This is a genomic window from Micromonospora sp. HB375 (assembly GCF_017872985.1).
Lineage (GTDB): Bacteria > Actinomycetota > Actinomycetes > Mycobacteriales > Micromonosporaceae > Micromonospora > Micromonospora chalcea.
Window position 1 is genome coordinate 4252874 of the sequence record NZ_JAGGJO010000001.1, and the last position, 17425, is coordinate 4270298.

A 17425-nucleotide genomic window follows, 5' to 3' on the forward strand; every position below is an offset into this window, starting at 1 on the left:
GACCGCCGTCACGTGTTGGGGGCACCGGTCGGGCGTGCGCAACGCCCGCCCGGCCGGTGGCCGGACCGGAAAGGCAGGACACGCGACATGAACACCGACCCGAACCGGTTCGACGGCCGGGTGGCAGTGGTGACCGGGGCGGCCCGCGGCATCGGGGCCCGCATCGCGGCGACGCTCGCGCAGCGCGGGGCCACCGTGGCCCAGGCCGACCTGCTCGACGACTGGAGCGAGGCCGAGCTGTCCGGCGGCGCGCACACCCGGCACCGGGTCGACGTCCGGTCGGCCGGCTCCTGCGCCGCGCTGGTGGACGAGGTCCTCGACTCCCACGGCCGCCTGGACCTGCTGGTGAACAACGCCGGGATCGTCCGGCGCGGGCCGGCGGCCACGATGTCCGAGCAGGACTTCACCGACGTCCTGGACGTCAACCTCACCGGCACGTTCCGGATGTGCCAGGCCGCGTACCCGGCGCTGCGGCAGACGAGCGGCGCGGTGGTGAACATCGGCTCCACGAACGGGCACATCGCGGTGCTGAACACGCTCGGCTACTGCGTGAGCAAGGCCGGCGTGATGCACATGGCGCGCGTGCTGGCCCTGGAGTGGGCGCCCGACCGGATCCGGGTCAACGCCGTCGGACCGACCATCGTGCCCACCGACATGACCTCCGACGTACGTGGCGACGAGGCGTACCTCGCGGACAAGATGGCGAGCATCCCGCTGGGCCGGATGGCGCAGCCGCAGGACGTCGCCAACGCGGTCGCCTACCTGCTGAGCGACGCCGCCGCCATGACCACCGGCCAGACGATCTTCGTCGACGGCGGCGTCACCATCCACTGACTTCCCCTCTCCGACCCCTTCTGTGAGGACCACCATGCCCAAACCGGATACCGCGGCCGCGCTGGCGGCCGTCGACGCCCACTTCGACGAGTTCGTCGAGGAGCTCCAGCAGCTGTGCCGCATCCGCAGCCGCCGCCAGGAGCCGGAGCAGATGGAGGCCACCGCCGAGTTCATCGCCGGATCGGTCCGCCGCTGGGGCGGCGAGGCCGAGATCATCCCGTGGGAGCAGTCGTACCCGTACGTGCTGGCCGAGGTGGCCGGCGAGGGCGACAAGGCGCTGCTGCACTTCACGCACTACGACGTGGAGGTCGAGCCGGCCGGTGACGACGCCGACTGGATCAGCCCGCCCTACGCGGCGGAGATCCACGACGGCCGGCTCTACGCCCGGGGCGTGGCCGACGACAAGGGCGTCATCATGTCCCGCATCCACGCGGCGGCGGCCTGGAAGCTCGCCGGGCTCACCCCGCCGGTGACCAACCGGATCATCTTCGAGGGCAAGAAGTGGCTGCACAGCCCGGGTCTGGGCTCGTTCGTGCAGGCGCACGCCGACCGGCTCGCCAGCGACGCGGCGCTGTGGGAGAACTCCTGGCTCGACGGCGAGGACCGGCTGCTGCTCAAGCTGGCCGAGAAGGGCGTGCTCTACCTGCGCCTCACCGCGCAGACCCTGCCGCGTGACCTGACCAGCCAGAACACCGCGCTGCTGCCGGCCGCCACGGCGCGCCTGGCCGCCGCCCTGGCGCAGCTGCAGCGGCCCGACGGCACCGTGACGATCCCCGGCTTCGCCGACGACGCACGGCCGCCGACGGACGAGGAGCGGGCGCTGCTGGAGAAGGTGGCGTTCGACGGGGACTTCCTGCGCAAGCGGGCCCAGGTCGAGCGGTTCACCGGCGACCTGGACGACCAGGCCGCGGCGGTGGCCATCCGGACCGTGCCGACGCTGACCGTGGCCGGCATCGCCGGTGGCGACATGCGTGACGACGTGACGCTGGGCATCCCGTCGACGGCGTCGGCGAAGCTGGAGATCCGGCTGGTGCCGGGCCAGGACCCGGAGCGCGTCCTCGGGTGCGTGCGCGACCACCTGGCCGCGACCGGCTTCGGTGACCTGCGCATCGAGGTGATGGCGACCAGCCGGCCCAACCTCACCGACCACCGGGACCCGTTCGTCGCGCTCGTCGCGGACGCGGCCCGCCGGGTGTACGGGACCGAGCCGGTGATCGAGCCGTACACGCAGTGGATCGGCAACCAGGGCGTGATCGCCGACCGGCCCATCGTCGGCGTCGGCGTCTCTCGGGCCGACTCCGGTGTGGACGGCCCGAACGAGAACATCCGGCTGGACGACTACAAGGCCGGCATCAAGCACGTCATCGAGGTCATGGCGGCGCTGGCGGTGGCCGAGTGACCCGGGCCCGCGGCGTGGCCCGCCGCGCCTACGTCGACGTGCCGTGGGGTCAGGTGCACTACCGGCACGGCGGCGACGCCGACGCCCCGGTGCTGCTGATCCTGCACCAGTCCCCGCTCTCCTCGGCCACCTACGACGCGGTCATCGAGCCGCTGGCCCGCCGCGGACTGCGGGTGATCGCCCCGGACACGCCGGGCTTCGGGATGTCCGACGCCCCGCCGCGCCCGTGGTCCATCCCCGAGTACGCGGCCGGCGTGTGGCAGTTCGCCGACGCCCTCGGGCTGTCCAAGGTGCACCTGCTCGGGCAGCACACCGGCGCGATCGTCGGCGCGCAGGCGCTGATGTCGGCGCCGGAGCGGGTGCACCGGCTGATCCTGCAGGGCATCCCGCTCTACGACGAGCAGGAGCGGGCGGAGAAGAAGCGGTCGTACGCGCCCGGCTACTCCCCGGACCGCGACGGCGGGCACCTGAAGGTGATCTGGGACCGGGTGTACGGCCTGTACCCGGCGCTGACCCCGGAGGAGGCGAACCGCCAGGTCACCGAGTACCTGCTGACCGGCCCGGACTACGCCACCGCGTACCGGGCGGTGTTCGACCACCACGTCGACACGGCCGCCCTGGACGCGCTGCCCATCGTGCTGCTGCACGGCGCCGACGACCTGCTGGACCGGATGACGCCGCAGGTGCGGGCCGCGCTGCCCAGCGCCGAGCTGGTCACCATCCCCGGCGGCACCGACTTCGTGGCCGACGAGCAGCCGGAGGCGTTCGCCGACGCGGTCGCCGCGCAGGTGCACGCGGACCTGGGAACGGAGGTGCCGGCATGAACGTCGGCACCCCGGCGTCCGAGGCGAAGGTCGTACCGGCGAACACCGTCTACACCGCGAAGGTGGAGGTGTCCGGCGGCCGGGGCGGAAGCGCCCGGTCGCTGACCGGGTCGCTGCGGGTCGACCTGACCCGTCCCGCCCAGCGGGGCCCGGACGCGCCCGGCACCGACCCGGAGGAGCTGTTCGCCGCCGGCTACGCCGCGTGCTTCGACAGCGCGCTCGCCGTCGCCGCCCGCCAGGCCGGCGTCAAGCCCGGCCCGACGACTGTCACCGCCTCGGTCTCCCTCGGGCAGACCGACGACGGCCGGTACGCGATCGCCGTGGTGCTGGACGTGTCCGCGCCGCAGTGCCCGCAGGCCGACCTGGAGCGCGCGGTGGAGCTGGCCGACCGGATGTGTCCGTACTCGAACGCCCTCCGGGGCAACACCGCGGTGGCGATCCGGGTAAATGGACACCGCTGACCTGACCCGGCCCGCGGCGGCCCGCCACCCGGCGGATCCGCCGCGGCCCGCCGGCCCGATGGCCCTGGCCGTCGGGCTCGGCGCGGTCTACCTGATCTGGGGCTCGACCTACCTGGGCAACCGGGTGGCCCTGGACAGCATTCCGCCGCTGGTGGCCACCTCGGCCCGGTTCCTGGCCGCGGCGCTGTTGCTGTTCGCGGTGGCGGCGCTGTGGCGGGGACCGGCGGGGCTGCTGCTGCCCCGGCGGCAGTGGACCGGGGTGGGTGCCAGCGGGCTGCTGATGGTCGGCGCCGGCAGCGCGCTGCTGGCGCTGGGCCAGCTGTACGTGCCGACGGGTCTGACCTCGCTGCTGGTGGCCGGGATGCCGCTGTGGGTGCTGGTGCTGCGGCTGGTGGTCGGTCCGCGGCCGTCCCCGCTGGCGGCCGTGGGCGTACTCGGCGGTGTGGTCGGGCTGGCGCTGCTGTTCGCGGTGCCGACGCAGGGGTGGCACCTCGGCGGGATGCTGCTGGTGGTGCTCTCCACGATGGTGTGGGCGCTGGGCTCGACGCTGTCGCAGCGGCTGCGCATGCCGGCCGACCACCTGGTCGGCACCGGTTGGCAGATGCTCGTGGGCGGTCTCGCGGTGGCGGTGGCCAGCGTGGTCAGCGGTGAGCTGAGCGGGTTCCGCCTGGCCGACGTGACGGGCCGGTCCTGGCTGGCGTGGACCTACCTGATGCTCGTGTCCACGGTGGTCGGCTTCAGCGTCTACACGTGGCTGCTGCGCAACGCGCCGATCCAGCTCGCGTCCACCTACGCGTACGTCAACCCGGTGGTGGCGGTCCTGCTCGGCATGATGGTGCTGGATGAGTCGTTGTCCGGACGTCAGGTGCTCGCCGGCGCCGTGGTGCTCGCCTCGGTGGCACTGGTGATCGCGCGGGAGCGACCCCGGCAGCCGGACGGCCTGCCGCCCGGGAAGACTCCGGTCGCGCCCGCCTGAGGCCCGGCGATCCCGCCCTACGTCGACAGTGGAGGAGAGAAGATGATCACCACAGCGGTTGTCGAGAGCGCCACCGCCGGCCGGACCCGCTCCGGCCTCGGACGCGCCCTCGACATCGTCAACATCATCGCCGAACGGGCGCCGGAGACCCTCGGCGTGTCGACGATCGCGCGGGAGCTGGGACTGCCCAAGGCGGTCGCGCACCGGATCCTCAAGGAACTGGTGGCCGACAGCTTCCTCACCTTCAACGAGGAGACCAAGCGGTACCGGCTGGGCAGCGGCGCGCTGGCGGTGGGACTGGCCGCGCTGCGCGCGCTGGACGTGCCGGACATCGCCCGCCGGTACCTGGTCCGGCTGGTGCGCGACAGCGGCGAGACCGCGACGCTGTCGGTGCGGCAGGGCTGGACCCGCGTCTACATCGACCAGGTGCTCTCGCCGCACGAGGTACGCATGTCGGTGTCCCTGGGCACCAGCCACGCGCTGCACTCCGGGTCGTCGTCGAAGGCGATCCTCGCGGCGCTGCCGGACGCGGAGATCGAGGACTACCTCGACCACCACCCGCTGGACGCGGTCACCTCGGCCACCATCACCTCCACCGCGAAGCTGCGGTCCGAGCTGGGCCGGGTCCGCCGCCAGGGGTACGCGGTGAGCATGGGCGAGCGGCAGAACGGCGCGGGCAGCGTGGCCGCGCCGGTGCGCTACGCGACCGGGCAGGTGTTCGGCTCGATCTCGCTGTGCGGGCCGCAGAACCGGTTCACCCCGGAGGTCTGCGCCGCGCACGGCGCGCTGGTCGCCGCGGCGGCGGCGGAGATATCCGCCGAACTGGGTTTCCGGCCGCCGGCGCAACGTGCCGCCGGACGGACGGGTCAGGAACAGAACTGGGGAGGTGGAACAGGTGAGTGACGGACCCCTGACGGGCCTGCGCGTGCTGGACGTCTCGACGATCCTCGCCGGACCGCTGTGCTGTCAGATCCTCGGCGACTACGGCGCCGACGTGGTGAAGATCGAGCACCCGACCATGGGTGACAGCATGCGCGGCCACGGCAAGACCAAGGACGGCCATCCCCTGTGGTGGAAGGAGATCTCCCGCAACAAGCGGCTGATCGGGCTGAACCTGTCCGCGCCGGACGGCGCGGCGCTGCTGCTGCGGCTGGCCGAGCGGGCCGACGTGCTGGTGGAGAACTTCCGCCCGGGCACGCTGGAGCGCTGGGGCATCGGCCCGGAGGAGCTGCACCGGGTCAACCCCGGCCTGGTGATCGCCCGGATCACCGGCTTCGGGCAGACCGGCCCGTACGCCTCCCGGGCCGGGTTCGGCACGCTGGCCGAGGCGATGAGCGGGTTCGCCCACCTGACCGGCACGGCGGACGGCCCGCCGACGCTGCCGGCGTTCGGGCTGGCCGACAGCATCTGCGGCATCGCCACCTCCTCGGCGGTGATGATGGCGCTGTGGCACCGGGAGCGTTCCGGCGGCCGGGGCCAGGTGATCGACATGAGCCTGCTGGAGCCGATCATGACCGCCGTCGGCCCGGGTCCCACCGTCTACGACCAGCTCGGCGTGGTGGAGCAGCGGCAGGGCAACCGGTCGACGAACAACGCGCCCCGCAACACGTACCAGACCAAGGACGGGTCGTGGGTCGCCATCTCCACCAGCGCCCAGGCGATCGCCGAGCGGGTGCTGCGGCTGGTGGGCCACCCGGAGGTGATCGACGAGCCGTGGTTCCGTACCGGCGTCGGCCGGGTGGCGCACGCGGACCTGCTCGACGAGTACGTCGGGTCGTGGATCGGTGAGCGGACCCGCGACGAGGTGGCCGCGGCCTTCGCCGAGGCCGGCGCCGCCGTCGCACCGGTCTACAGCGCCAAGGACATCGTCGAGGACCCGCACGTGCAGGCCACCGAGATGATCACGAAGGTCGACGACCCGGACCTGGGCCCGATGCGGATGCACAACGTCATGTGGCGGATGTCGGAGACGCCGGGCCGGATCCGCTTCACCGGCCGCTCCCCCGGCGCCGACACCGACGCCCTGCTCGTCGAGGAGCTCGGCTGCGACCCGGCCGAGATCGCCGACCTGAAAGCCCGTGGCGTCGTCGCCTGACGACGCCGACAGCCGAAACGCGAGGAACCCCGTGGGCACCACTGCCAGAACCGCCGACCGCCTGCTCGACGCCGTGCAGGCCGGCGTCACGATCTACGACCTGGGCCGGCGGCTGACCGTCGGCATGCCGCAGTCACCGAACCACCCGGCGTTCGGGCTCACCCTGCCGCGCCGGCACGGCGACATGGTGCGCGCCGACGGCGGCTCCGCCGCCAACGACCTGCTGGTCATGGGCACACACGTGGGCACGCACGTCGACGCCCTCGCGCACGTGTCCCAGGACGGCCGGCTGCACGGCGGCGCCGACGCCGCCGCGGCGCAGGTCGGCGGCCGGTTCGACGAGCTGGGCGTGCACACCGTCGCGCCGATGGTCCGCCGCGGCGTGCTGCTGGACGTGCCCGCCACGCTGGGCCTGGAGGCCTGCGAGGCCGGCTACGAGATCACCCCCGCCGACCTGGACGCCACCGTGTCCCGGCAGGGCACGCCGGTGGGCGCGGGCGACGTGGTGCTCATCCGCAGCGGCTGGGGCCGGCTGTTCGACCACGAGGACCGCAACCAGTACATCGGCAAGGACTCCGGCGTACCGGGGGTCGGCGCGGACGGCGCCGGCTGGCTGGCGCAGCGGGGCGTGCACGCGGCCGGCGCGGACACCATCGCCTTCGAGTGCCTGCCGCCGGGCAAGGGCCACAGCACGCTGCCGGCGCACCGGATCCTGCTGGTGGAGCACGGCATCTACCTGATCGAGACGATGGCGCTGGAGGAGCTGGCCCGCGACGGGGTGCACGAGTTCACCTTCGTCATGGCCCCGCTGCCGCTGTACGGCGCCACCGGCTCCCCGGTGCGTCCGCTGGCGGTGGTCAGCCGTGGCTGAGCCGACCCTGGGCCGGCACCTGGCCGCCTTCGCCGCCGACACCTCCGCCGCGACGCTGCCCGACGAGGTGGTCGCCAGCGTCCGGGCCCGCGTGCTGGACGTGCTCGGGCTCTGCGTGGCGGCGCAGCCGCTGCCGACCAGCCAGGCCGCGCTGGCGTACGTCGCCGAGCAGGGCGGCCGTGGCCAGGCCACCGCCGTCGGCGTGGACGAGAAGGTCCCGGCCGCGCTGGCCGCGTTCGCCAACGGCGTGCTGGCGCACTCCCTCGACTACGACGACACGCACCTGCCGTCGGTGCTGCACCCCAGTGCCACGGTGGTGCCGGCCGCGCTCGCCGCCGCCGAGCTGTCCGGCGCCTCCGGGCAGGAGACGGTGGCCGCGATCGCGGTGGGCCTGGAGGCGTGCGTACGCCTCGGCATGGCCGGCTACGACCCGGCGGCCGGCAACTCGGTCTTCTTCGAGCACGGCCAGCACGCCACCTCGATCTGCGGCACGCTGGGCGGGGCGGTGGCCGCGGCCCGGCTGCTGAAGCTGGACGCGGGCGGCACGCTCGACGCGCTCGGGGTGTCCGCCTCGATGGCGGCCGGGCTGATCGAGTCCAACCGCAACGGCGGCACCGTCAAGCGGATCCACTGCGGCTGGGCGGCGCACGCGGCGGTCAGCGCCGCGCAGCTGGCCCGGCACGGCGTGACCGGCCCGCCGACCGTGCTGGAGGGGCGCTTCGGCTTCTTCCAGGCGTTCCTGCGCGGCGAGTTCGACGGCGACGAGATCGTCCGCGGGCTCGGCTCCGAGTGGGCGGTGCCCGGCATCTTCTTCAAGCCGTACCCGGCGAACCACTTCACCCACGCCGCCATCGACGCGGCGATCGCGCTGCGCGAGCGCGGGCTGCCGCTGGACGAGATCGAGTCGATCACGCTCGGCGTGCCCACGCCGACGGTGCGTACCATCGGCCAGCCGATCGAGCGCAAGCGCGCGCCGCAGACCGGCTACGAGGCGCAGTTCAGCGGCCCGTACGCGGTCGCCGCCGGCCTGATCGGCGGCGGCGGTCTGGGCGTGGAGCTGGCCGACTTCACCGACGCCCTGGCGCACGACCCGCAACGGCGGGCGCTGATGGCGCGGGTCGACGTGGTGGCCGACGAGCGGTGCGACGAGATCTTCCCGCACCAGTTCCCGGCGGTGCTGCGGATCGTCACCCGGGACGGACGCGAGTGGGTGCAGGAGGTCCTGGCCAACCGGGGCGGCCCGCAGCGTCCGCTCAGCGACGCCGAGCTGGCGGTGAAGTTCCGCACGAACGCCGCGTCCCTGCCCGAGGCCACCGCCGCCCGCATCGCCGACGAGGTCCACCGGCTCGACCAGGCCCCCGACGTCCACGGCCTGATGGGCCTGATCAACCGCCGCTGAACCGAGCACGAGGAGCAACACCATGAGCACCTACGACCTGCTGTTGACAAACGTCCGCGTGGTCCGGCACGACCGGCCCGAGCCCGAGCTGATGGACATCGGCGTCACCGACGGGCGGATCAGCCGCGTCGCGCCGCAGATCGACCGGGCGGAGGCCGCCCAGGTCGTCGACGGCGGCGGCCGGCTCGCCTTCCCCGGCGTGGTCGACGCGCACCAGCACTGGGGCATCTACAACCCGCTGAGCGAGGACGCCGTCTCGGAGAGCCGCGCCTCGGTGCAGGGCGGCGTCACCACGGCGCTGAACTACATGCGCACCGGGCAGTACTACCTCAACCGGGGCGGCCGGTACGCGGACTTCTTCCCCGAGGTCCTGGCCGCGACCGAGGGCCGCTCCTACATCGACTACGGCTTCCACCTGGCGCCGATGTCGCGGGAGCACATCGGCGAGGTGCCGTCGCTGGTGGAGGAGCACGGGGTCACCTCGTTCAAGATCTTCATGTTCTACGGCAGCCACGGCCTGCACGGCCGCTCCGCCGACCAGAACTCGTTCCTGATGATCCCGGAGGGCGAGCGGTACGACTACGCCCACTTCGAGTTCGTGATGCGGGGCGTCCAGGCGGCCCGGGAGCGTTTCCCCGAGCTGGCCGACGAGATCTCGCTGTCGCTGCACTGCGAGACCGCCGAGATCATGAGCGCGTACACCAAGCAGGTCGAGCAGGACGGCACGCTGCGCGGGCTGGAGGCGTACCACGCGTCGCGGCCGCCGCACTCCGAGGGACTGGCCGTGTCGATCGCGTCGTACCTGGCGCACGAGACCGGGCTGCCGAAGATCAACCTGCTGCACCTGACCTCGGAGAAGGCGGTCGACGCGGCGCTGCGGATGGCGCGGGCGTTCCCGCACATCGACTTCCGCCGCGAGGTGACCATCGGCCACCTGGTGGCCGACATCGACACCGCGCACGGCCTGGGCGGCAAGGTCAACCCGCCGCTGCGCCCGCGCGCCGACGTCGAGGCGCTCTGGGGGTACGTCCTGGACGGCAAGATCGACTGGGTGGTCAGCGACCACGCCTGCTGCAAGGACGAGGTCAAGTTCGGTGAGCCGCGCGACGACATCTTCGTCGCCAAGTCCGGCTTCGGCGGCGCCGAGTACCTGCTGCCCGGCCTGGTCACCGAGGGCAACCGGCGCGGCCTGTCCTACCAGCGGGTGGCGGAGCTGACCTCGTGGAACCCGGCCCAGCGCTTCGGCCTGCGCAACAAGGGCGCGATCGCGCAGGGGTACGACGCCGACATCTGCCTGGTCGACCCGAACTCGACCTGGACGGTGCGCGCGGAGGACTCCGAGTCGACGCAGGAGTACACGCCGTTCGAGGGCTTCGAGCTGACCGCCCGGGTCACCGACACCTTCGTGCGCGGGCAGCACGTGCTCGTCGACGGCAAGGTCACCGGCGAGCCGGCCGGCCGCTACCTCGCCCGCCCGCAGCGGTAGGGGGAACGACTGATGGCGGCGGTGGCGCGCAGTTACCTGTACGTGCCGGGCGACCGGGCGGACCTGCTGGACAAGGCGGCCGGGCGCGGCGCGGACGCGCTCGTGCTCGACCTGGAGGACGCGGTCACGCCGGCCCGCAAGGCGCACGCCCGGGAGACGGTCGCCGGGTACCTGGGCGCCGCCGCGCCGGCCGGCCCCGAGCTGTGGGTGCGGATCAACAGCGACCAGGTCGCGGCGGACGTCGAGGTGCTCTCGCCGGCGGCGGCCGGGGTCTGGGTGCCGAAGGCCGAGCCGGAGCTGCTCGCCGAGGTCGACGCCGCGCTGACCCGGGTGCAGCGGCGGATCGGCCCGGACGCCCCGGCGTTCCGGGTGGTGGCGCTGATCGAGACCGCCCGGGGCGTGCTCACCGCGCCGCGGGTGGCCGAGGCGCCACGGGTGCTGCGGCTCGGCCTCGGCGAGGCGGACCTCGCCGGTGAGCTGGGGTTGCAGCCGGGACCGGAGCGGGCGGAGTTCGCGCCGATCCGCTCCCAGGTCGTGGTCGCGTCGGCGGCGGCCGGCATCACCCCGCCGGTGGGACCGGTGGAGACGACGCTGCGCGACCCGGAACGGCTGGAGCTGACCACCCGGGCGCTGCTGCGGCAGGGCTTCCGGGCCCGCAGCGCCATCCACCCCGGGCAGATCGCGACGATCAACGAGGTGTTCACCCCCACCGAGGCCGAGGTGGCCTCGGCGCGGGCCGTGCTGGCGGCGCTGGAGCGGGCCGAACGCGGCGGCTCCGGGGTGGCCACCGACGCCGACGGGCGGCTGCTGGACCGGGCGGTGGTGCGGGCCGCCGCCGAGGTGGTACGCCGCGCCGAGGCGTCCACCGACTGAACCCGCGAGAAACGACCGGGCGGGGCGCCCCACCGCGCCCCGCCCGATCCGTTCCCGGCGCCCGGCCCGCTCAGACCACCGCGGGCTGGGCCTCGACGGCCATGGCGAGCGAACCGAGCAGCGCGGCGTCCTGCGCGAAGTCCGACAGCACGATCTCCGGCGGGTACGGCAGCGTGTGGGTGAGCCGTTCGGTCAGCAGCGCCCGCACCAGGTCGTTGCCGGCGACGCTGCCCACCAGCACGATCCGCTGCGGGTCGAGCACGAGGCAGCAGGTGACGAGGTGGCGGGCGAGTTCGTCGACGCGTCGGCGGAGCTGTTCGCGTACCTCGCCCGGCTGTTGCGCGGCCGCGCACAGACCGGCGGCCCGGCCGTCCACGCCCAGCCGCTGCGCCAGCTCGTCCAGGGCCCGGCCGGAGAACGTCGCCTCCAGCATCGGCTCCAGCCGGGGCGGCCAGCTGTGGTCGGTCAGCCCGTAGGCGATCTCCCCGGCGGCGCCGTGGCGGCCCGGCAGCACCTCGCCGTTGACGGTGACCGCCGCCGCGACGCCGGTCCCGAGTCCGACGACGAGTCCCGGGTCCGCGTCGCGCAGCGCCCCGAGCCGCAGCTCGGCGTGGGCGGCTGCCTTCAGGTCGTTCGTGACCCGCACGTGCGCCAGGTTCAGGTGGGCGCGGACCGCGTCGGCGAGCCGCAGCTGCTCCCAGCCGGGCACGTTCGGCGCCAGTTCGATGCCCTCGTCGTGGACCACGCCGGGCGAGGCGATGCCCGCCGCGACGAGCGTGCCGCCGGTCTGCTCGGCGAGTTCGCGGGCCCGGTCCAGCGCCCGGGTGAGGGCCTGCTGCGCGCCCTGCTCGGCATTGGTGGGCAGGCGCTCGGAGACGAGCAGCCGGCCGTCGGCGTCGCCCACGCCGATGGCCATCTTGGTGCCGCCGAAGTCGATGCCGAGCAGGCGCGGATTTGCCGGTCGTTCCATGGTGATGTCAGATCGCCCTTCGGGCCGTCGGTCCAGATCACGTGGTCGCCGCGACACGACGTCCGCGACCACGGCCAGCTGCGTCTGTCGCCCCGTCACGGGCCTACCCTCGCCGCGACCGCCTCGGCGAGAGCCGTGTCGGCACGGGTCAGCCGCTCGCGCAACGCCTGCGCCCGCTCCTGCACCGCGTCGAGCATTGTAGACAGTCGTCCGACCTGGTCCCGGACGGCCGCCTCGCCGGGGCCGTCGGCCTGGGCGCGGCGCAGCACGAGTTCGGGGCGGACCGCGGCGGCCAGCAGGTCCCGCACCGCGGCGTCGTCGAGCGTCAGACCCAGCTCGGCGGCGGTGGACCGGACCAGGTCCCCGGTCCAGGTGGCGGGCGCGCCGCCGCGTACCAGCCGGCCGAGCAGCGAGTGGGCGCCCCGGAACGGCACACCGTGGCGGGCCAGCGCGTCGGCCGCGGCGGTGGTGGTGGCGCCGGAGGCGACGATCTCCTCAGCGGACGGCGGGCGCAGCGGGTCCAGCTTCTCGATCAGGCCGCCGAGCAGCGAGAAGAACCGGTACGCCCGGTCGTCGCCGTCCCAGAGGCGGGCCTGCACGTCGGTGGTGGCGTTGTTGGAGTCCTCCCACCAGGCGGCGCCGACGTTGTTCAGCACGCTGGCCGCGTCGGCCGCCGCGGCGCCCGCCATCGAGACGAGGTGCTCCAGCACCACCGGGTTGCGCTTCTGCGGCATGATGCTGCTGCCCTGGGTGAACTCGCCGGGCGTGACCACCCAGCCCCAGCTCAGCCAGTCCATCAGCGTGCGGGCCAGCCGGGCCCCGGTGGCGAGCGCCTGCGCGTTGAGCGTGGCGACCCGGACCAGGTGGTCCGCGCCGGCCACCGCCTCGTACGAGTTGACGATCAGCTGGTCGAAGCCGAGCAGGTCGGCCAGCCGCCGGGGCGAGATGTCCAGGTCGGTGCCGGCGAACGCGCAGGAGCCCAGCGGCGAGCGGTTCATCTCGTCCAGCAGGTCGGCGTACGCGGCGGCCTCACCGGCAAGCGCCTCGGCGTAGCCGGCGAAGACGTGCCCGATGCTGGTCGGCTGGGCCGGGCGGCGGTGCGTGTAGCCGGTGACCACCACGTCGGCGTGCCGGTCCGCGCGGTCCAGCACGGTACGGCCGGTGGCCAGCAGCGCGTCGAGCACCTGGAGCAGCTGGTCGCGCAGCACCATCCGGAACACGCCGGCGTCGAGGTCGTTGCGGCTGCGCGCGAGCTGCACGCTGAGCTGCGACGGCTCGATGCCGGCCGCGGCGGCGAGCCGCTTCTCCAGCGTGTAGTAGACGTCCTCGACGCTGCCGTCGTACTCCAGTTCCTCGGGCCGGTCCCCGGTGAGGGTGACCAGGCCGCGCAGCATCGTGGCGGCGGCCTCGTCGGTGATCAGTCCCTGCTCGGCGAGCATGACGACGTGGGCCTTGCTGGCCGTGACCATCGCCGGGTAGAGGTGGGCGACGTGGTGGTCGAACACCACCCGGAGGTGGTGCTGTTGATAGACGGTCAGTGACGGGCTCATGGTGGCCTCCCGAGGTGGTGCGTTGTCGTGCGGCGTGCCGCGCGTGGTCATCCGGTCGTCTGGTCCGGCCCGTCGGCGCCGGGGGGCCCGGGCAGCGGCGCGGCGAGCCACGCCACGACCAGCTCGCGCAGGCGTGCGCCGGCGGTGGCGCGGATCCGGCCGCCGGCCTCCTCCCCGGCCAGCGAGACATGGCCCGACCAGCCCTGCCACGGGTCGGGCCGCGACTCCACGAGCACGTACGGGTACGGGGTGGGCAGTTTCGGCTTCGGCGGCAGGTCCGGCGCGGCGTCCAGGCGCACCGCGTCCGGGTCGAAGCCCAGCACCGCGGAGCTCTCGTACGCGCCGCCGTGCCCCCGGGCGGGCAGCTCACCGAACATCTCGGTGGTCTCGTCCGGGCCGACGAGCTGGAACCAGTTCACCAGCATCATGCTGGCCCGGTGCCGGCCGGAGACCCACTCCATCGCGGCGCGGACGGTGGACATGTTGGCGTCGTGCCCGTTGACCACGAGCACCCGGGGAAAGCCCGCCTCGACGATGCCGGCGAGCACGTCGGCGAGGTAGCCGACGGCGATCTCCGGTCGCAGCGCCACCGTGCCCGGCCACGGCCGGGTCTGGCCCGGGCAGGCGGCGTACGGCGTCGCCGGGAACAGCACCGCCCGGGCCGGCCCGGTGGCCAGTTCCCCGGCGAAGCCCTCGGCCAGGATCAGGTCGGTTCCGATCGGCAGGTGCGGGCCGTGCCACTCGACCGCGCCGACCGGCAGCACCGCCAGGTCGGCCGCCTCGGTCACGGCCGCGAACGCGTGCCCGGGCACCCGGGTGACCGGGAGCAGCCCTCCCCCGGTCCGCCACCGCTCGATCAGTTCGTCCACTGCTCGGCCCTCCGGGTCGCGGTCCGGCTGCTCTCCAGCCGACCGGAGAACCACATCACCACGAAGATGAGCAGCACCTGGAGCATGCCGTAGGCGGCCGCGGTGCCCAGCTCGAAGCTGTACATCCGGTTGTTGATGGCGACCGAGATCGGCACCGTCGACGAGGTGTAGATGAGCACCGAGGCGACGAACTCGCCGACGCCGTGCACGAACGCCAGCAGCGCGCCGGCGAGCACGCCGGGCAGCATCAGCCGCACGGTGATCGTGTAGAACGCGCGCAGCCAGGAGGCGCCGAGGTTACGGGCGGCGTCCTCCAGCGACGGGTCGATCAGCGCCAGCGTCGCGGAGCTGGACCGGAACACGATCGGCAGGAACCGCACGAAGTAGGCCAGCGGCAGGATCCAGAACGTGCCGACCAGCACCTGCCCGAAGCTGAACGCGTTGCCGGTGCTGAACGCCGAGATCAGGTTGATCGCGACGACCGTGCCGGGCAGCGCCCAGGCGATCATCACGGCCACGTCGAGCAGGCCGCGCCCGACGAACTTCAGCCGCCGCACCGCGTACGCGATGAGCACGCCGATCACCACACAGCCCACGACCGCGATCAGGCTCATCTGCACCGAGTTGAGGATCGGCTCGAACGCCTTGGGGTCGGTGAAGATGGTCACGAAGTTCTCGAACGTGTACGTCGGCGGCAGCACCTCGGTGGTCCAGGACCGGTCCTCGGAGAAGGCGACGAGCGCGATCGCGGCGACCGGGGCGAGCAGGACCAGCGTGGCCAGCACCGAGGCGAGCGGCGCGAGCCAGCGGCCGATCGGGTTGGTGATCTCCCGCCGGACCGCCGAGATGCCCTTGGACTGCGACTGGTAGTTGCGCCGTCCCTCGTACCAGCGCATCGCCAGCAGGAAGATGATCGAGACGATGCCGAGCACCGAGGCGTACGCCGAGGCCATCGGCAGGTCGCCGTTGGTGCGGTTGATGTAGATCTGCATCGTCATGGTCTGGCTGACGTTGAACAGCAGCGGCGCGGTGTACGACGCCAGCGACGTCATGAAGACCAGCAGCGACGCCGAGATCAGCGCGGGGGTGAGCATCGGCAGCAGGACCGTGCGCCACACCCGGAACCGGCCCGCGCCGAGGTTGTACGCCGCCTCCTCGACCGACGGGTCCATCCCGGCCAGCGCCGCGGAGGCGGCCAGGAAGAAGAACGGGTACATGGTGAACGTGTGCACCACGAGCACACCGGCGATGCCGTCGAAGGCCAGGACCGGCTTCTCGGTGCCGAGCAGCGCCTGCAGGCCGCGCGGCACGATGCCGATGTTGCTGTAGAGCAGCTGGAAGGACACGGCGCCGATCAGCGGCGGCAGGGCCGCCGGCACCAGGATGAACGCCTCGATGAGCCGCCGGCCGCGGAAGTGGAACCGCTTGAGCAGGAACGCCATCGCCACGCCGACGATGCCGCAGAGCAGCACGCTGGCGGCCGAGATGAACAGCGAGGTGAACAGCGACTCGCGGGCCACCCCGGAGGAGGAGAGGAACTGCAGGTAGTTGTCAGAGCCGTTGGCGCTGACGCTCTCGCGGAAGGTGGCGAACATCGGCTGGACGACGAAGCCCCAGAGCACCAGGACCAGCGGCAGCACCAGCAGGTACGGGAACCAGCGGGAATTGGCCCCGCCGGACAGACGCCGGCCGAGGGCCGCCGCCCAGGCGGGGGCGGTCCGGGTCGCAGCGGTCACGGCTTGACCACCCAGAGGCGCTCCGGTACGAGCCGCAGTCCCACCACGTCGCCGAGCTGCAGGCCGGCCGGCGCGTCGATCAGCGCCGCCATCACCTCGTTGCCGTCCACGTCGACGCTGATGTTGGTGGCCATGCCGGTGAACTCGACGTGGCTGATCCGGCCGCGCATGGCCGCCGTGTCGTCGTCGCCGCCGAGCGCGATGTGCTCGGGGCGCGCGGAGACGAGCGCGGTGTCGCCCGCGCCGAGCCCGTGCCCGGCGGGCGCGCCGACGTCGATGGTGGCGCCGCCGGGCAGGCGCACCGCGACGCTGTCGTCGGTCGCGCCGGTCACCGGCAGGCTCAGCACGTTGCTGCGCCCGATGAACCGGGCCACGAACGCGTTCGCGGGCTTGTAGTAGATCTCGTGCGGGGTGCCGACCTGCTGGACCCGGCCGGACTCCATGACGGCGATCCGGTCCGACATCGCCATCGCCTCGGCCTGGTCGTGCGTCACGTAGATCGAGGTGGTGCCGCTCTCCCGCTGGATGCGCCGGATCTCGGCGCGGGTCTCCTCGCGCAGCTTCGCGTCGAGGTTCGACAGCGGCTCGTCGAGCAGCATGGTGCGCGGGCGGATGACCAGGGCCCGCGCCAGCGCGACCCGCTGCTGCTGGCCGCCGGAGAGCGCGTCGATGCGCCGGTCGCCGTACCCGGCGAGGTGCACCTGTTCGAGCGCCTCGGTGACCCGGCGGGCCTGGTCGGCGCGGGAGACCCGGCGGACCTTGAGCCCGTACGCGACGTTCTGCGCCACAGTCATGTGCGGGAACAGCGCGTAGTTCTGGAACACCATGCCGGTGTCCCGCTTGTTCGGCGTCCAGTGGGTGACGTCGTCGTCGCCGAAGTGGATGTGACCGGAGGTCGGGAAGTAGAAGCCGGCCACCATGCGCAGCGTCGTCGTCTTGCCGCAGCCGCTCGGCCCGAGCAGCGTGAAGAACTCGCCGGCTCCGATGGTGACGGTGACGTCATCGACCGCCGCGGAATCGCTCGACTTGGCGAAGCGCTTACTGACCGCCGTCAGTCGGACATCGATCATTTCGTGGGTCCT

16 protein-coding genes are annotated in these 17425 nt (G+C 73.2%); 11 read left to right on the forward strand and 5 right to left on the reverse strand.

Translation table 11 applies throughout. The features are described from left to right. Positions 1-87: 87 nt before the first annotated feature. Genes J3R08_RS19465 through J3R08_RS19515 form a run of 11 tightly spaced genes read left to right on the forward strand, consistent with a single transcriptional unit; the run spans position 88 to position 11218 of the window. Entirely contained in the window at positions 88-834 is a 747-nt protein-coding gene (locus J3R08_RS19465; protein ID WP_043323206.1) for an SDR family NAD(P)-dependent oxidoreductase, read from the forward strand. Positions 835-868: 34 nt separating this feature from the next. Next, positions 869-2233 (forward strand): M20/M25/M40 family metallo-hydrolase, encoded by a 1365-nt coding sequence (locus tag J3R08_RS19470; RefSeq protein ID WP_043323205.1) that lies wholly within the window; start codon positions 869-871, stop codon positions 2231-2233. After that, positions 2230-3057 (forward strand): alpha/beta fold hydrolase, encoded by an 828-nt coding sequence (locus J3R08_RS19475; protein WP_043323203.1) that lies wholly within the window; start codon positions 2230-2232, stop codon positions 3055-3057. Before J3R08_RS19470 ends, J3R08_RS19475 begins: the two co-directional genes overlap by 4 nt. Then, positions 3054-3518, forward strand: coding sequence for an Ohr family peroxiredoxin (locus tag J3R08_RS19480; protein WP_043323200.1), 465 nt, complete (start codon positions 3054-3056; stop codon positions 3516-3518). The genes J3R08_RS19475 and J3R08_RS19480 overlap by 4 nt, the downstream gene beginning before the upstream one ends. Beyond that, the gene (locus J3R08_RS19485) at positions 3505-4494 is read left to right on the forward strand and encodes an EamA family transporter (protein ID WP_069088405.1); all 990 of its coding nucleotides are present in this window, start codon (positions 3505-3507) and stop codon (positions 4492-4494) included. The genes J3R08_RS19480 and J3R08_RS19485 overlap by 14 nt, the downstream gene beginning before the upstream one ends. A gap of 42 nt (positions 4495-4536) precedes the next feature. Continuing rightward, a complete protein-coding gene (locus J3R08_RS19490; protein WP_043323194.1) occupies positions 4537-5397 on the forward strand; it encodes an IclR family transcriptional regulator in 861 nt (286 codons plus the stop codon). Then, positions 5390-6589 (forward strand): CaiB/BaiF CoA-transferase family protein, encoded by a 1200-nt coding sequence (locus J3R08_RS19495; RefSeq protein ID WP_043330005.1) that lies wholly within the window; start codon positions 5390-5392, stop codon positions 6587-6589. The genes J3R08_RS19490 and J3R08_RS19495 overlap by 8 nt, the downstream gene beginning before the upstream one ends. Positions 6590-6620: 31 nt before the next feature. Next, positions 6621-7460 carry a cyclase family protein gene (locus tag J3R08_RS19500; RefSeq protein ID WP_187693394.1) on the forward strand — a complete coding sequence of 280 codons (840 nt, stop codon included), beginning with the start codon at positions 6621-6623 and terminating at the stop codon, positions 7458-7460. Next, positions 7453-8859, forward strand: coding sequence for an MmgE/PrpD family protein (locus J3R08_RS19505; RefSeq protein ID WP_064445579.1), 1407 nt, complete (start codon positions 7453-7455; stop codon positions 8857-8859). The genes J3R08_RS19500 and J3R08_RS19505 overlap by 8 nt, the downstream gene beginning before the upstream one ends. Before the next feature lie 22 nt (positions 8860-8881). Beyond that, complete coding sequence (locus tag J3R08_RS19510) at positions 8882-10345, forward strand: dihydroorotase family protein (RefSeq protein ID WP_043323186.1); 1464 nt, start codon at positions 8882-8884, stop codon at positions 10343-10345. A gap of 12 nt (positions 10346-10357) precedes the next feature. Continuing rightward, positions 10358-11218: a CoA ester lyase gene (locus J3R08_RS19515; RefSeq protein ID WP_209962360.1), complete on the forward strand. Its 861-nt coding sequence runs from the start codon at positions 10358-10360 to the stop codon at positions 11216-11218. Between the two features lie 70 nt (positions 11219-11288). Here J3R08_RS19515 and J3R08_RS19520 read toward each other — a convergent pair whose 3' ends face one another. The 5 genes from J3R08_RS19520 to J3R08_RS19540 all read right to left on the reverse strand — a co-directional run bounded on the left by J3R08_RS19520 (position 11289) and on the right by J3R08_RS19540 (position 17413). Further along, a complete protein-coding gene (locus tag J3R08_RS19520; protein ID WP_043323180.1) occupies positions 11289-12188 on the reverse strand; it encodes an ROK family protein in 900 nt (299 codons plus the stop codon). Positions 12189-12283: 95 nt separating this feature from the next. Continuing rightward, on the reverse strand, positions 12284-13738 hold the full coding sequence (locus tag J3R08_RS19525) for an argininosuccinate lyase (RefSeq protein WP_043330003.1): 1455 nt from the start codon (positions 13736-13738) through the stop codon (positions 12284-12286). Between the two features lie 47 nt (positions 13739-13785). After that, positions 13786-14607, reverse strand: coding sequence for a creatininase family protein (locus tag J3R08_RS19530; protein WP_209962362.1), 822 nt, complete (start codon positions 14605-14607; stop codon positions 13786-13788). Beyond that, positions 14595-16343 carry an iron ABC transporter permease gene (locus tag J3R08_RS19535; RefSeq protein ID WP_064445576.1) on the reverse strand — a complete coding sequence of 583 codons (1749 nt, stop codon included), beginning with the start codon at positions 16341-16343 and terminating at the stop codon, positions 14595-14597. The genes J3R08_RS19530 and J3R08_RS19535 overlap by 13 nt, the downstream gene beginning before the upstream one ends. Further along, positions 16340-17413 carry an ABC transporter ATP-binding protein gene (locus tag J3R08_RS19540; protein ID WP_043323172.1) on the reverse strand — a complete coding sequence of 358 codons (1074 nt, stop codon included), beginning with the start codon at positions 17411-17413 and terminating at the stop codon, positions 16340-16342. The genes J3R08_RS19535 and J3R08_RS19540 overlap by 4 nt, the downstream gene beginning before the upstream one ends. Between the last annotated feature and the right edge of the window lie 12 nt (positions 17414-17425).